Source organism: Streptomyces sp. NPDC023838 (assembly GCF_040639555.1).
GTDB lineage: Bacteria > Actinomycetota > Actinomycetes > Streptomycetales > Streptomycetaceae > Streptomyces.
Genome location: NZ_JBFAAD010000036.1, coordinates 14,404 through 28,715, shown reverse-complemented (window position 1 = coordinate 28,715; position 14,312 = coordinate 14,404). Strand labels below are relative to the sequence as shown.

Annotated in this window: 14 protein-coding genes and 1 pseudogene; 4 read left to right on the top strand and 11 right to left on the bottom strand. The window is 67.4% G+C overall.

The window, feature by feature from the left end:
- The first annotated feature begins 6 nt into the window (after window positions 1–6).
- The gene (locus AB0G17_RS31160; RefSeq protein ID WP_361389968.1) at window positions 7–1,317 is read left to right on the top strand and encodes a DUF6519 domain-containing protein; all 1,311 of its coding nucleotides are present in this window, start codon (window positions 7–9) and stop codon (window positions 1,315–1,317) included.
- Between the two features lie 38 nt (window positions 1,318–1,355).
- On the opposite strand, the gene AB0G17_RS31155 is transcribed toward AB0G17_RS31160, so the two are convergent.
- Both AB0G17_RS31155 and AB0G17_RS31150 read right to left on the bottom strand, forming a co-directional pair.
- Window positions 1,356–1,703: a hypothetical protein gene (locus AB0G17_RS31155; protein WP_344522280.1), complete on the bottom strand. Its 348-nt coding sequence runs from the start codon at window positions 1,701–1,703 to the stop codon at window positions 1,356–1,358.
- A gap of 309 nt (window positions 1,704–2,012) precedes the next feature.
- Window positions 2,013–2,576, bottom strand: a complete 564-nt coding sequence (locus tag AB0G17_RS31150; RefSeq protein ID WP_361389966.1) for a hypothetical protein — start codon at window positions 2,574–2,576, stop codon at window positions 2,013–2,015.
- A 264-nt stretch (window positions 2,577–2,840) separates the two neighbouring features.
- Between AB0G17_RS31150 and AB0G17_RS31145 the strand changes: the two genes are divergently transcribed.
- Together AB0G17_RS31145 and AB0G17_RS31140 are read left to right on the top strand one after the other, a co-directional pair.
- Window positions 2,841–3,368, top strand: a complete 528-nt coding sequence (locus AB0G17_RS31145; protein ID WP_344522282.1) for a peptidoglycan DD-metalloendopeptidase family protein — start codon at window positions 2,841–2,843, stop codon at window positions 3,366–3,368.
- Between the two features lie 741 nt (window positions 3,369–4,109).
- On the top strand, window positions 4,110–5,486 hold the full coding sequence (locus AB0G17_RS31140; protein WP_361389963.1) for an IS1380 family transposase: 1,377 nt from the start codon (window positions 4,110–4,112) through the stop codon (window positions 5,484–5,486).
- A 231-nt stretch (window positions 5,487–5,717) separates the two neighbouring features.
- On the opposite strand, the gene AB0G17_RS31135 is transcribed toward AB0G17_RS31140, so the two are convergent.
- The 3 genes from AB0G17_RS31135 to AB0G17_RS31125 all read right to left on the bottom strand — a co-directional run bounded on the left by AB0G17_RS31135 (window position 5,718) and on the right by AB0G17_RS31125 (window position 7,940).
- Window positions 5,718–6,104 carry a hypothetical protein gene (locus AB0G17_RS31135; protein ID WP_361389961.1) on the bottom strand — a complete coding sequence of 129 codons (387 nt, stop codon included), beginning with the start codon at window positions 6,102–6,104 and terminating at the stop codon, window positions 5,718–5,720.
- A gap of 655 nt (window positions 6,105–6,759) precedes the next feature.
- The gene (locus AB0G17_RS31130; RefSeq protein ID WP_361389959.1) at window positions 6,760–7,329 is read right to left on the bottom strand and encodes an ISAs1 family transposase; all 570 of its coding nucleotides are present in this window, start codon (window positions 7,327–7,329) and stop codon (window positions 6,760–6,762) included.
- Window positions 7,269–7,940 (bottom strand): transposase family protein, encoded by a 672-nt coding sequence (locus tag AB0G17_RS31125; RefSeq protein ID WP_361389957.1) that lies wholly within the window; start codon window positions 7,938–7,940, stop codon window positions 7,269–7,271. The genes AB0G17_RS31130 and AB0G17_RS31125 overlap by 61 nt, the downstream gene beginning before the upstream one ends.
- Before the next feature lie 166 nt (window positions 7,941–8,106).
- Between AB0G17_RS31125 and AB0G17_RS31120 the strand changes: the two genes are divergently transcribed.
- Entirely contained in the window at window positions 8,107–8,307 is a 201-nt protein-coding gene (locus tag AB0G17_RS31120) for a hypothetical protein (RefSeq protein WP_361389955.1), read from the top strand.
- A gap of 30 nt (window positions 8,308–8,337) precedes the next feature.
- On the opposite strand, the gene AB0G17_RS31115 is transcribed toward AB0G17_RS31120, so the two are convergent.
- From AB0G17_RS31115 to AB0G17_RS31090, 6 genes and pseudogenes are all read right to left on the bottom strand, one after another.
- Complete coding sequence (locus AB0G17_RS31115; RefSeq protein ID WP_361389953.1) at window positions 8,338–8,571, bottom strand: barstar family protein; 234 nt, start codon at window positions 8,569–8,571, stop codon at window positions 8,338–8,340.
- Window positions 8,572–8,693: 122 nt separating this feature from the next.
- Window positions 8,694–9,455 carry a DUF5677 domain-containing protein gene (locus AB0G17_RS31110; protein ID WP_361389951.1) on the bottom strand — a complete coding sequence of 254 codons (762 nt, stop codon included), beginning with the start codon at window positions 9,453–9,455 and terminating at the stop codon, window positions 8,694–8,696.
- A gap of 1,073 nt (window positions 9,456–10,528) precedes the next feature.
- Complete coding sequence (locus AB0G17_RS31105; RefSeq protein WP_361390038.1) at window positions 10,529–10,873, bottom strand: nucleotidyltransferase domain-containing protein; 345 nt, start codon at window positions 10,871–10,873, stop codon at window positions 10,529–10,531.
- Between the two features lie 486 nt (window positions 10,874–11,359).
- A pseudogene (locus tag AB0G17_RS31100) lies at window positions 11,360–11,629 on the bottom strand (transposase); the annotation flags it as partial.
- A 233-nt stretch (window positions 11,630–11,862) separates the two neighbouring features.
- Complete coding sequence (locus AB0G17_RS31095) at window positions 11,863–13,140, bottom strand: hypothetical protein (RefSeq protein ID WP_361389949.1); 1,278 nt, start codon at window positions 13,138–13,140, stop codon at window positions 11,863–11,865.
- A gap of 317 nt (window positions 13,141–13,457) precedes the next feature.
- Window positions 13,458–13,709 (bottom strand): hypothetical protein, encoded by a 252-nt coding sequence (locus AB0G17_RS31090; RefSeq protein ID WP_361389947.1) that lies wholly within the window; start codon window positions 13,707–13,709, stop codon window positions 13,458–13,460.
- Window positions 13,710–14,312: the final 603 nt, after the last annotated feature.

Sequence of the window (14,312 nt, the reverse complement as noted above, 5' to 3'; positions counted from 1 at the left end):
CACCTCATGCACGGCGACTTCTCCCGCGTCACCTTCGATCCCGCCCGGCGTTTCTCCTCGGTCCTCTCCCAACAGGGGCGGGTCCAGCTCGATGCCGAGTTCAACGAGCAGTCCGCGATCCTCCTGCACTACGTGCGCACGCTCGCCGCCGATCTGCTGGGGCCGGCCGCATACCCGCCCGACAAGGACGAGGACGCCCTCGGCGGGTTCGGGGTCGACGGTTTCGACGGGGACACCTTCAGCGTGGCACCGGGCCGGATGTACGTTGACGGCCTCCTCTGCGAGTGCGACGGCACCGACTACTGGGACCAGCCCGACGGCCACCTCAACTCCGACCTGGAGGACGACCGGCTGCCGTCCGGGCCATTCCTCGTGTACCTGCGGGTGTGGGAGCGCCTGATCACCGCGGCGGAGGCGCCCTGGATCCGTGAGGTGGCGCTCGGCCCGGGCGGCCCGGACACGACGGCACGCACCCGCGTGGTCTGGCAGGTGTGCCGGCTCCCGCTGGAGCACGGCTCCTTCCGGCCGGACATGCGCAGCGCCGTCGGCTTCCTGCGGGAACGCATCCGGGGCGACTTCCACCCGCGCGGTCGGCTCGCCGCCCGGACCAGGCACCCCGACGAGGACCTGTCCCCCGGCTACCGCGGACCCGAGAACCAGTTGTACCGGGTCGAGGTGCACCAGGGCGGCCCGGTCGGGACGGCGACGTTCAAGTGGTCGCGGGAGAACGGCTCGGTGGTACTGCCCGTCCGGAGGATCGCCGGTGCCACGGTCGAGCTGGAGACACTGGGCCGCGACGACAAGCTCGGTGTGGACATGGGCGACGTGGTGGAGATCGTCGACGACGCCGCGGTGTGCCGCTCCGCGTCGGACCAGCCCGACGCGAAGTGCGGACGGCTGTACACGGTCCGCGAGGTCGACTACGCCGGTCACGGGGTGGTGCTCGACGCCGAACCCACCGGCGTCGGCCAGCGCCCGTCCCTTCACCCCTTCCTGCGCCGGTGGGACAGCGAGTGCGGAGAGGAGGGAACGGCCCTTCTCGTACGGGAGGGCGCGTGGCTGCCGCTGGAGGACGGCATCGAGATCCGCTTCGCGAGCACCAACGGGCCCCACGTCTACCGCAGGGGCGACTACTGGACCATCCCCGCCCGGGTGCTCACCGGGGACGTCGAATGGTCCCGCAACCGCGAGGGCGAGCCGCTGCGGCGCCGCCCCCACGGGGTTCACTACCGCTACGCCCCGCTCGCCTACATCGATCCACGCGGCGACGGTTTCGAGCTGGTCGATCTACGGGTTCCGTTTCCGCCTCGGCGGTAGGCCGGCGGGGCGGCGGGTCAGGGTCCGGCGAAGAGCATTCAACGTCCGGCGAAGAAGAAGATGAAGATCATCCATGCGGCGAAGACCAGGAGGACGAGAAGGGCCACGACCCAGTGCGTGCCGCCGGTCGACACTTCGGCGCCGGTGGTCTGGTTGTACAGGCGCTTGACCCGCAGCGTGCCGCGTCTGGCCTTGCCCTCGGCGCGCACCCGGTCCCCCTCATTGACTGCGCCCTCGAAGGAGTCGCCGCGCATTTCCACCGGGACCAGTCGTACGGGGCGGCCTCGGCGGTCGTACACCTCCACGCGGAAGTTGCAGACGATGACCGTGCCGGTGTTGCCCCCGCTGCCGCGCACCTCGGTGCGCAACTGCACGTTGCGCGCCACGCCCTCGACGCTGCCGGTGCCCTGGAGGGTGCCGACGGGGAGCGGGGGCTGCGGTTCCGGCTCCGGCTCCGGCTCAACCGGGGGATTCCACGGGGGTGGTGGGGGGATGTCCGGCGGGGGTGGTGGAGGCGGTGGCTTCGGCCGCGCGAACACGGTCCCGGGCCAGTGGCGCCGCCACCCTCGCGTCACCGAGTCCTGGCCCTCGTCGTACGCCGCAAGCCAGGCACCGCAGTTGCGGCAGCGCTGGGCGTCGGGCGGCGCCTCGGCTCCGCAACGCTCACATGTCCAGGCGCCGTCCATTGTCGTGACCTAGTCGACGAGGTAGGTGACGTAGTAGGCCGAACCCTCCACGGGTGACGAAACGAGCCTGGCGATGGAGCCGACCCCGCGCTCGGACGCCTCGATGCGGATCGATCCCAGCAGGTCGTCGTCGGAGGCGCTGTCGTAGTCCCGCAGGAAGAGGTCCTGCACGAAGTCCACCGGTACGTTCACTCCCAGCGGCTGTGTCTGGCCGGAGTTCGCCGAGCCCGTCGAGCCGTTGCCGGTCGTCGTGACGTACAGGTCGTCCGGGTCGGGCCGCCAGCCCTCCACCCGCCGGATCGCGTCGGCGACCTGCTGGGCGTACCGCTGCGGGTCATGGGACCCGTGGAATCCCGTCTCGTCGTCGGCGAAGAACGCGAAGATGTCATGGTGTTTTCCGGGATACGCGCCGATACTCACGGCTTCGCCAGAGCTGATTATGTTCCCGGGATTCCGGTCGTCCCAGGCGATGCTGCCTCCCGTGCGCATCACGTCATCGTTGAAGACATGGTTCACACCGGGAATGCTGATGACGTCGCCTGGTTCCAAGTCGGTCACGTTGGACCAGGTCATGACGGCCTCCGAGGGGCTCCGAGAGGCGGGAGCGCAGATTGAGGAACGCCGACTGAGGGCATTCACCGCCGCCGGATCACAGAAATTCGGATCAAGCGGGTACCGGCTCCAGTATAGGAGCGACGCCCTCGGGCAGCCACCGCAGAATTCGTTTCGCATTCCACAACTATCTTTTCCCGAAGGGTTATTGCAGTCGCCATCGACCAGGCAGGGAGCGAGACTGGAATGCGGTTGGGCCGGGGGCTCGAAAAAGGAGCAGGACAGGTGTCCGCATTCACCATCGACATGTCGAACCCGTTCCCCAGCGGCTTCACCGCCGGCCTGGGCGGCCCCGGCACGGGGGGCCACCAGTCGCCCCACTGGTACATCCAGTACGGCATGGATCTCGGCGCCCCCGCAGGCACACAGGTCCACGCCGCCTTCGACGCCCACATCACCAAGTACAGCCCGCACGACCCGGCCACCGACAGTGGCAAGGTCTACGGCGCGCAGCTTTTTATGCGCTCCCCCAACGACGAGATGGGCGGCTTCTACACCCACCTCACCAACGTGCCGGGCGGGCTGGGCGTCGGTACACAGGTCTCCCGCGGGGATGTGCTGGGCCAGGTCCACGAGTTCGCGGGCATTGACCCGCATCTGCACCTGGCGCTGGTCGAGATCATCGGCGGCGCGCCCAGCGGCACGTACCAGGGCGTGGACCTTTACCGAATGTTCCTGGACACGGCCGACTCCGGCACGGTCACACCGGTCACCTTCAACCAGGACGGCTCACCTCCCACCATCGGCGCCTGAGTTGGGGCGGACAGATCTTCCACCTCGGGTCGAGCCGAGGGCATCCAGCAGGGGCTGGCCGCCCTCGGCTCGATCCCAGCGTCATCGACGGCATCGACGGGCCGAAGCCCCAAGGCGCGGTCATGGCGCGTTCCAGGCCGGTCAAGGGCTGCCACAGGACGGCGTATGCGCGCGGGCGCGACCCTTGCGGCCCGGCAGGCGCAGGGATTCCGGACCGACAGCACGTGACCGGGACCGGCCCATGCACCAGTTGCGGCAAGGGAATTGGGCCCCGTCCCACCGGTTCGTCGAATGTGGGGGCGAATTCGAGGGGTCGTTGCAACACCGTGGTGGTTGATCAAGGCGCGAGCAGAACGTCCGGCGGGCGGCCATCCCCAGGCGCTGGCGGTCAGGGGGGCGTGACCTGAGCCCAGGCCGTGCCAGCCTCCTATCATCAGCGTCGACCGGGTGGAGTCGGTGGTGGTCGCCACGCTGTACTGCAGGGTTTCGCGCACCGCTGCTGCGGCCGTGCGCACCTGCGCAGCGAACTCATCGGGCAGCAGGCTCGCCACGAGCCGTTGTGAGAGCGTCACGGCAGTTCGTCGGCTATTCGGTCGAGCTTGGCACCGCCTGCCGTTAGCCTCGCGCTTTCACGTGGTGGGGTGTCCGAGGCTTGATCAAATAAGAGGAGAGTGCTCCTGACCTGCAACGATGGGACTTGTCGAGGGTCCCGTTGGCCGCACGGAAAGAAGCACTCTCCAGGTGAAGAAGCGTATCGGGTCCTACCCGCGTGTCCGCGTCGAGGGCGGCGGCCGGGCGGTGGTCGCGCAGGCCGGGGGCGTGCTGCTGGTCGAGACCGTCCGCAAGGCCGGTCTGGATGACGCGATATCGGCGGCGCTGACGCCGTGGCGGAAGGCCCGGGCGGTGCACGATGCGGGCAAGGTCCTGCTGGACATCGCGCTGTCGGTCGCGCTGGGAGGGGACTGCCTCGCGGATGTGGGCATGCTGCGGGCCGAGCCGGCCGTGTTCGGGCCGGTAGCCTCCGACCCGACGGTCTCCCGCCTCATCGACACCCTCGCCGGCTCCGGTGAGAGGGCACTGGCGGCGATCCGTTCCGCCCGGACCGAAGCACGCGAGCGGGTCTGGAAGCTGGCCGGCGACAGTGCGCCCGATGCCGACGGGACGGTAACCGTGGACCTCGACGGGGTGCTGGTGATCGCGCACTCCGACAAGGAGGACGCCGCACCCACCTGGAAGCGGACCTATGGACATCACCCGCTGATGGGGTTCGTCGACCACGGGCAGGGCGGCAACGGGGAACCGGTCGCGGCCCTGCTCAGGCCGGGCAACGCGGGCTCGAACACCGCCGCCGACCACATCACCGCCGCCCAACTGGCCCTGGCCCAGCTGCCGAAGAAGTACCGGCGCGGGCGACGAACCCTGATCCGCACCGACTCCGCGGGCGGCACCCACGACTTCGTGGCCTGGCTCGCCCAACGCGGACGGTGGCTGTCCTACTCGGTCGGCATGGTGATCACCGACGCGATCCACCAGCACGTCCTGCGCATTCCGGCCTCGGCCTGGACGCCGGCCGTCGAGGCGGACGGCGAGGTCCGGGACGGCGCCTGGGTCGCCGAACTCACCGGCGATGTCCTGGACGGTTGGCCCGCGGGCATGCGGTTGATCGTCCGCAAGGAACGGCCCCATCCTGGGGCCCAGTTGCGGCTCACGGACGCGGACGGCATGCGGCCGACGTGTTTTGCCACCAGCACCGCCGACCAGCCGATCGCCGAGCTCGAGCTCCGGCACCGGCTGCGGGCCCGCGCGGAGGACCGGATCCGGGCCGCCCGCGCCACCGGCCTGCGCAACCTGCCCCTCCACCGCACCGCCCAGAACAAGGTCTGGCTGGAGATCGTGCAGATCGCTCTCGACCTGCTGGCCTGGATGCCGATGCTCGCGCTGACCGGCACGGCCCGTCTCTGGGAGCCCCGCCGCCTGCGGCTTCGCCTGTTCACCACGGCCGGACAGCTCGTGAGCACCGGCCGTCGCCGGATCCTCCGCCTGGCCCGGCACTGGCCCTGGACCAGCCACATCACCGCCGCACTCGAACGGCTCGCACTCCTGCCGAACCCCGGATGACCAGCAGATTCACCCGCCCCTACGAGAGAAACCATCAAGCCCGGAGCAGTGGAACCCGGCGTCCACCCGAGACGACACTCGGGCCCTCAGCCTGCCCAGCCCTCGCCACCACCAACAAGATGGGCCGCCGACTCCGTCGGCGACCCATCAAGAAAGATCGAGGCTAGGGGCTGCCATCCGTCATCAGCGGGATAGTCTGGTGCGCAACCTGCAGCAGGTCCGTAGACACGGTCACAAGACGCCCGGCCCCGGCACGATCTCGATCTCCGGCTCGCTCTCGATATGTTTATCTTCCTGGCGGAAAAGCTCATCGAGCGCTTCGCGGAAGCCACGCTCGAACTCTTCCAAGGGCACGCCACCGACATCGGGGCCGATTGCAGGACCTTGGAATTGATCGAAATCGGCACGCTTGCCCTGCGCGGCTGAGGCGCCGTCCAAGTACGCCTGCAGGAAGGGTCCGTTGAGGAACGCTGGTGCCTCAGGTGTGCCATTCTGGAGATTCCAGCCGACGTAAAACCCTTCGGCGAACCAGTCAGCTACCGTCATGGGTGACCGGTCAGGGTCCCCTACGACAATCACTTCTGGTAGCGTGATGACACTGCCATCTTCTCCACTCATCGCCAGCTGTCCTTTCTTGCAGTAGTGCCTTGACTGTTACGGGGAACATCGTTCATGGCAAGGGTGATGCAAGCCCCCGCGATAAGCCCCCGCCCGGCGGAGACCCCCTGCGCGACCCCGCGTTCCGCCCGCCTGGTCTAATGGTTCGCAAGGGAGGCAGCGGACGCTCGCAGTGCTTGAGTAATCTCCCTTTTCAGTCTGCCGCTCAACGCCTCGTTCTGCCACCGCACGTCCTCGTGGCGTTTTGCGGCCGCTCCCAGGGCTTCGCCCCTTGGGTACCCCAGTCGCTGGTCACGTCGCTTCACCCGGCATCCCTGGGCCAGCTCGTACCGGATGGCCGAAGTCATGGCCAACTGCTCGAGCCTGCAGCCGTCAAGTCGTCGGCGTGGATGCCACCGGGCCGAATACTTTCGCCCTGGTCCCGGAGAACGGCCAGATTGGATGCTCACCAACGGCGGCGAGGCGAGCGCAGGCTCCGAAACCGGATATCGTGCGAGCAGTGTGACTCCGAAATATGCTGATCGTAGCCATCATGTTCGTGGGAGAACACCCGAACTGCCCGAAGAAACTTTGCCGTTGGCCGGTCGGCAACCGACGGTGCAACCACGGGTGCACCCCAGGGCTTCGGCGTAGTCGCATGACGTCCGGTTCGTGATCATCCGAGGCCGAGGAGTGTGAGGGGGCGGCGAGGGTCGCGGGCGTTGCGGCGGAGGCCGGCTGCGATGTTCTTCACTCCTGCTGTGCGGAGGGCTCCGATGGCGAGGTTGCGCCAGGTGGCCATCGCTCGGGGCGCGTTGCCGGTCCGCAGCTGTGAGGCGTCCTCGGCGAAGGTGGTGTCGCGGACGTGGTGCAGGGTCTCGATCTTCCAGTGGTCGCGGACGAGTTCGGCGAGCTGGGCCGCGGTGGCCTGCTCGGCGGTCAGACTGGTGACGGCGTAGACCGTCTTGACGGTGGTCTTGCTGGTCTTGTGGTCGGTGCGCCGGCGCTTGATCTGGACGGCCTGGTGGGCTCCGGGGAAGAGGAGGCTGTTGACGGTGGCGGCCTTGATCCGGCGGATCTCCGAGCGGCCGTGGCCGGTGCCCCGGGTGCGGCCCTGAAGCGGGATGTCCTTCCAGGGAAGGGACTTGAGCTGCTTGCGCAGCTTCTTCTGGTTGCCCTTGACGATCACGATGTAGTGGGCGCCCCGGCCGAGGAGGTAGTCGGCGTGCTCGCGCTGGGTGTGCATCGCGTCGCTGGTGACCACGCTGAAGCCAGGTCTGCGACGGTGTCCAGCAGCGGCTGGAAGCAGGTGATCTCGTGGGTCTTCTCGCCGACGTCCAGCTGGGCCAGGACCAGGCCGGTGGCGTGCTCCAGCGCGGCGAGCAGGTGGATCTTGCGGCCGTTCGCTCTGGCCGCGCCGCGCAGGCTCTTTCCGTCCACGGCGAGGCCGCGCAGCCCGGTCGCCTTCGGGCGGCTGTCGGCGAGCCAGCGTCCGACCGCCCGGTCCAGCGCGTCGCCGTCGATGCGGGCCAGCAGCCGCCGGACTGTCGTTTCCGCAGGCAGGAACCGCTTCGGGCACAGTGGATCGGGCCGTATGCCGAGGCGTTCCAGGACGGACGGCGGGGCATCTGCGATCCACTCACCGACCGCCAGCAGAGAGGTCGCTCCGGCCAGAACCGCGCACGCGGTCAGCGCGAGTACGACCACCAGTGCGTGCCGTACGCCGCGCGGATCTCGCGGGTCGGGCACTTGGGCCAGTCGCGCCAGCAGGTCCGGGATCTCCTCGGGTACGGCCTCGGGATGCTCGCGGAGTTGGTCAAAGGCAGGCGGGATCGGCGATGATGCGTCGGCAGGCACGGTCTTCCAGTCGGATCACGGGGCGTCGAGAACTCCATGATCTTGGAAGCCGTGCCTGTCGCATTCCCCAGATCCGCCGAGCCGACGGATCGTCACGAACCGGACGTCAAGTGACTACGCCGAAGCCCTGATGCCGTGGTTGTGGCTTTGACTGATTGGCCGCCCAGTGCCCCGCGACGACACGGCCACTCTGCGGCGCTACGGCCTCCCGGTCATCCCCCTGCGCAACTCCGCTCTCATCACCCTCGCCACCGACCTGCCCCCGTCCGTCCTGAGCTCACTGCCCGCCATCAGCCTCACCAGCGCCCTGAAGTGGACCCGCCGCGCCGGCCGCGACTGGAACACCTACCTGGCCAGCAGGATGTGATCACGGTTACCGGGCCCGCTCCGACGCGGCTCACTGGATCACGACCGTCACGCCACACCGCTCCAGGAGCTGCACGATCTCCTCGAAGTAGGAAAGCCGGCCCTCGGGATCGTCGACCTCTGCCGGTGCGCGCCGCGAGACCTCGGAGTCGTGCCAGACGAGGGTGAAGGGCGGCACCACACCGAATCCACCACCCAGACAGTCCTTGAAGGCGTTCCATTCTCGACCGAAGTACCGTCCGGGCCCCAAGAGCGCCTCGCCCATGGCGCAGTGCAACCCGGGAACATCCGTGACGAACCGGCCGTCAAGGTGGTGCTCACCCAGCTGTCCGAGCCGAATTGCAGAGGTCGACCCGATGATTCTACCGGTTCCGCTGTTCAGAGCCATTAGAACCGCCGTCGATTTGCCTCACGCAAGGCCGTGTCAAGCATATTCAGGCGAGATGGGTCGAGTCCTCCCAGGGTCCACGTTAGCTTTGCAAAATCAGTCACCAGGAGTCCAGCCAACGTCATTCTGGTGCACCCCAATCCTGAATCGCGAGGCTCCAGGATGACAGGAACATCAATCTCCCAAGCCTGCTCAGCGGTAATAAAATAACTGGTTTTTAAATGCTTTCCGAGCGAGCCAAGCCCCCCGTGGACAGATTCGAATGAGTCAAGTGCATACAGTTTCCTATACAGGCCGACTGGATCGTAGAATAGACTTCCTTCAGGATCTTCCTTGAGCAGTCTTTCGACCTCTTTGGCCAGGTGCTTAACTGAGATATGCTTGCCTTTTCCTTCCGACTTTACCTCCCAGCCAAATTCCTTTTCAAGTGGGCGTTGCCAATAGTCGCGGTGATCCAGCAGCGCCTCAAAGCTGTCTAGGCCGCCGAGCAATCCATAAATTCCAACAAGCCATACCTCATACAAGGATCGGAGTAGCACTCCTACGACGTCGCCACGGTTATTTTCCGTCAGTATGACGATGCCTTGGAGCAATGTTCGACACCGGGCAAGGGCCACTGCAGGAATGGTGAATGAGCGAGGAATGTGATCTTCCGATGGCTGATTCAGATTGGGTAGCCTCGGCAAATCATCGCCCACGACGGCGATGATTTGCCGAACGACTTCCGCCTCCTCATCGCATTGTTCTGTGCGGTCATCCATGAGATGACGCTATCGCAAGTTGGTGACCCGAGGGCTCAAGGGGCGTACTCAATCCAAACTATCCACCCGTTTGGCGATCCGCTGGATAATCTCCTATATGCAGGACGCCAGCGGGGAGCTTCCCGGACCGCACACGGAAGTCGGCTTGCATCCGCGACATTCTGGATGATGGCGCGGACGGCTGCATCGAGAACTCGCAGGCCACCGTCTACCTCGTGCAATCCGCCGCGCGCCGGCACGCCGTGATCGACCGGGCCCTGCGTGTTCCGCGCTTGTGGACGTCAAGTCGAACCCATGATCCTGCTGTTCGCGGCGTCAGCCTGTCACCGCCGCGCCGCTGCAGGTCATCACGACGCGTTAATCCAGCAGCCGGACCAACCGCGGCCGCGATGTCGGCGCTGCCGTTGGATGGTTCCCACTTGGGGCGGCGGTCGAGGCAGGCTGCCAGCGCTACCTCAAGGGTTGGTGAAGGCGGCCCACAGATCATGATCGCCGGAGAATACGGCGCGTTCCGAATACCTGCCGATTACCAGCTGTCCGAGCTGACCTGACGGCCGGCCAGGTCACCGCACCAGAACGACCGCCCGCGGCGGGACCGGTGGATAGCAGCCATCTCGCGGCAGTCACGGTTACCGCCCTGCGCTCTTTGCCGCCGCCTTAGATGCCTTTGCGGGGCTGGCCTTCTTCGCCGCAACGTTACTGGTCTTCTTCGCCGCAACGGCGCGCCGTATCTGGAGGTGATGCGGCACCTGTCGGAAGGCCTGGGATGCGCCGGGCTGTGGGGGTCGTGGCGGGACGACCGTGTTCCGGGCTTCGTGACGTGGGAAGGCGCGCCAGGAATAGGTGCTGGTTACCAGCTGTCCGAGCCGGCTTTGCCCCGCAATCAGGTGTCCTACGCCGTGGCCCGTCCTGACTGGCCAGCATGACGAGGGATCCACAAGCTCTCATTGTGGGAAGCCGAAGAGCGGGCGACCAGACATCAGCGCAAAGGATGATCCCATGTCACACGTGAATACACTGACGGTGAGGCGGGACTACCAGATCAACGTATCCGCCGTTGATGATCAGCGAATCTACCTCGGTCGCTGGCTTGGCCCGGCGAAGCCCGTCCCCCGGTCTGGCCTGGACTCCCTTCTCAACTCTCGGATGGGGATCTGGCTCCAACCTCCAGAGCCATACGTGGAGGGCCGGTTCCTACTAGATGAAGAGACGGTGCGGCAGTTCTTCGGGCTCTTCCCGGCGGCCAGCAGCAGGCCACATCGGCAGGTCCAATATGAGTACGAGGTCCGCCGTGATGATGACGGCCGGTAAGCGACGAACCGCTGCCTCATCCGCTCGTCCTGGCTGAAGTCCACGGCGAGGTCGACGTCGTTCGGCTCGAGGGCGCCCCGCGCGAACGAGCCGAACACATAGACCATCTCGACCAGTTCCAGCGGCCAGGGGCCGCCCGCACCCAGGCGCTGCAGCATCTCCCTGAGCACCGCCGTGGCCCGTTCCCGTTTCACACAGCCCCCACTCGCTGTCGTCTCTTCCCCGAGCCTAGGGCAGCGCGAACGGCCACAGTGGCGGAGCGCCACAGCCAGCAGCCACCCGCGGGCGGGCCGGATCGAGGAATCCTCACGCACCCCCGCTCGAGGGGGTCCTGCCTGCCCTCAGGGTCAGGCTGCCGACGGCAGTTGCGCCCGCATATCCTCGACCAGGCCAGCAGGGACATCTGCGCCTGGTGCCACCTCGACGACGCGCGCCACGGCCTGGTCGCCCTCCAGCTGCTGCTTGCGGTCCTCGACCGCAGCCGCCGAGTACGACACGGCCGACGAGCGGACCTTGCCGTCGCGCTCCCGCCACACCACTTTGAAGTCCCGCATCCGCACTCCTGAGATCATCGCTGTGCGCCGCACCCCGATGGAGCCCACCGAGACCGTCCAGCCGATGCCGTCGTCCACGTCCGCAGCGGCCAGGACCGCAACGAAGATCCCGGCCCCCGCGCCGTCAACTGCCTCACGCAGCAGCCGTTTATGGGCTGTCTTGAAGGAGCCGCGCTCCCGGGGCAGGTCACGCCAGAGCGAGCACGTGCGGTACTCCCAGGCAATCGCCTCCAGCGTGCGGCGACGGTTCGCCCACCGCCACCCACGGACCGGACCAGCCGGCATCAGCAGCTCGATCCGGCCCCACATCACACCCCACGTGGCCGGCTCCGCCGCGGTAGCATCGCGGCGCAGTTTGGCTTCGCTGGCAAGTTCGCTGGTGTTCAGATGGCCCGTCCTGGAACGCAGCAGGATGCCAGTCAGTAGCCGCTCGGCGGCTGCGGCGAGCGCGACCACGTCTGCGGCCATGTCGCGACGCTTGCCGCGCACCAGTCGACAACACGGTGTCGCTGCAGGCCGTTCTTCCAGCCGGTCAGTTCCTGTCAGTGCCGCAGCCACAAGTCGCTGTTACCGGCAATGACCACCGTTCCGTTCGCCAAGGTCGTCACGGCTGCAGGCGGCTGGGAGTGGCAGCCGAGTTCGCCGCGCTGCCATCCTGCCGGGGTTCCGTCGCCGGTCCAGACCGCACCGCAGTACTTCGCCGGGGCCTGCGGGGACTTCCCCGGCATCCGCAGGCTGCCCACCATGATCGGATGTCCCTGGGCGTCGACGGTCGCCGCGACGACGCCGCCGGCACCCATCGTTGTGGTGTCGGCCTTCGTCCAGGTGGCGCCATCGGTACTGGTGAGGAGCACGGGCACATCGGGCTTCGTGGGAGCCCCCGAGATGTCCCCCACGGCGAACCAGCGTCCGGCCACCCGGAACGCGCCGTGCATTGTCGTGCCTGTCGGCAGTCCGTTCACGATCGCTCTGGTCCAATGCGCTCCGCTGTCGGCGGAGTGCCACACCACCAGGGTGCCGGTGGCCTCCTGGGTGAAGGCGTTCGAGGAGTAGCTGCCGATAGCAATCACCTCCCGGCCATCGGCCGCCATCGGGCCGACCGGTGTCTGGCTCCCACTGTCTGTCTGCGTCGGCAGTGTCACCCGGTGCACAGTCGCACCGCGGTCGTCGGAGGCGTACAGGAAGGGCCCGGTGACGCCCGAGACGGTCTCGCTGCCTGCGATGAGGAGCCGGTTCCCGCTGCGAACCGCCGAGCTGACCGTCCCGCGGTCCGAGGTGTCCGACTCCTTGAGGGCCCAGGGCAATTCGAGATCAGCCAACTTACGCAGCCGTCCGTCGCGTTCGCGGACACGGACCACGCTGGATATGAAGAACTGCGACCCGTCACCCCAGTCGACCACCGCCTGGGCCGGCACTCCGCCTCCAGGAGCTCCGTGCCGCATCGAGTTCGGCACGCCGGATTCATCCCTGGGCGAACCGGCGGGGTCGGGGTGCAGGGTGAGCTTGGTGCAGTCCGCGTTGCCGGACCAGTTGACGGGCACGTATCCGTAGCCGTTGGCGTAAGTGCCGATGCCCAGTACGCAGTTCCCCTGCCGGGCGAAAAGCTGTAGTCCCTCGCCCGGCGCGACGTAGTCCTCGTCCTTGGATCCCGGCCACTGCACACTGTCGGGGTAGCGCTCGAAACCCAGCTTCTCGGCCGGCTCACCGTCCAGTCCGGGCGGTGAGCCGGCCGTGCGCGTGCCGCAGGCCGACATCGAAAGCATCAGTACGACGACCCCTGCGTACGCCGCGAGGCGCACCCTCCCCAGGTGAAGAATCATTGGGACACCCTAGCCAGCCTGCACCGGGTTCCACGACGCTGGTGTTGACGGTCAGCGCGCGCTCGGTCGGCGCAGTGAGGGTGGTGAGTGCGGTGGTTCCGGCGGTCACCAGAGCATAGGCGTGGGCGAGCTGCTTCAGCGCCGCAGACGCCGGCCCGGCCGACTCTTCCCCGACGTGCTGTGCTTCCTGGCCGATGGCCCGCAGGTGTGCGTCACGGGCGTCTGTTGCTACCGGAACGTCGCTCACGCAGACCAGCGCCGGGATCTCGCCTGATTCGGCGAGCCGGGCAGAAAACGCGCTCCCGGGCAGGGGGCCGTCAGCGGCGGGTGAGGCGGCTCGAGCCGAAGGTCCCGGTGACGCCCGCATGGGCGTGCAAGGCCAACACCTCGCTGCGTACCTGCTCCGCTTCACGGCGCGCCTGCTGCTCGATCAGCATCCCCTCGGCTTTCCCGGCCGAGGCACGTCGCTGGCGGCGGGCCACCACGGCCACCAGGCCTGCGACAACGATCCCGAGCCCCACGATAAAACCCGCCAACGCGCCCATCGCTCCCCCGTCCCCGCCGATCAAGAAGGCCCACCCTACGCAAGATCCCTCCCGGCGACGCCATGGAAACCAGACACACTTGCCTCCAGACGGCCTGCTCGTCGTGCTCATGGCGAGCTTGCCCGTTCCGCACCAGACCGACGACGGTGAGCACCGATGTCGTGACGGCTTCAAGCTGGCTGTCGTGTATGTAGTGGGCTGCGTCGGGCACCACCATGTGCTCGCCCCGAGCGGCCGCGGCGGCGATCTGGGCCTGCAACGAGGTCCACCGAGTCCGCAGCCCCTTCGGTAGACCCCGGGTCGCACTCAGGACAACCACCGGCACGTCGGGCAGCTGTGAGCAGGCACGTAACCGCCGCACAGCCGGGATATGGGTGCGTGCGCAGCAGCCAGCTCTCCACAGTACTGGTCCGCGTTTGGTACTCGTGCGTATGGCAGGCCAGTTCCGCCTCGACGAACAGGTCCTTCACGCGCGGATCGTCGCTCCTCTTGCCCGCTTCCTGCGCGGCCTGCTCGCGAAGAAAGCGATTGTCTGACCCCAAGGCCTGTCGCAGGACCGACGGCCAGGTCAGTACTGCTTCAGCTGCGCGGATGGCCCAGGGCTGGAATTCCTCATGTGCAGGGTCC

Excerpts from the sequence above, each read along its gene's own strand:
- AB0G17_RS31160 (WP_361389968.1), top strand. The coding sequence starts at position 7 with ATGCACGGCGACTTCTCCCGCGTCACCTTCGATCCCGCCCGGCGTTTC.
- AB0G17_RS31150 (WP_361389966.1), bottom strand. The coding sequence starts at position 2,576 with ATGACCTGGTCCAACGTGACCGACTTGGAACCAGGCGACGTCATCAGC.
- AB0G17_RS31135 (WP_361389961.1), bottom strand. The coding sequence starts at position 6,104 with ATGAGTGGAGAAGATGGCAGTGTCATCACGCTACCAGAAGTGATTGTC.
- AB0G17_RS31130 (WP_361389959.1), bottom strand. The coding sequence starts at position 7,329 with ATGCACACCCAGCGCGAGCACGCCGACTACCTCCTCGGCCGGGGCGCC.
- AB0G17_RS31115 (WP_361389953.1), bottom strand. The coding sequence starts at position 8,571 with ATGGGCGAGGCGCTCTTGGGGCCCGGACGGTACTTCGGTCGAGAATGG.
- AB0G17_RS31110 (WP_361389951.1), bottom strand. The coding sequence starts at position 9,455 with ATGGATGACCGCACAGAACAATGCGATGAGGAGGCGGAAGTCGTTCGG.
- AB0G17_RS31105 (WP_361390038.1), bottom strand. The coding sequence starts at position 10,873 with ATGGTCTATGTGTTCGGCTCGTTCGCGCGGGGCGCCCTCGAGCCGAAC.
- AB0G17_RS31095 (WP_361389949.1), bottom strand. The coding sequence starts at position 13,140 with ATGATTCTTCACCTGGGGAGGGTGCGCCTCGCGGCGTACGCAGGGGTC.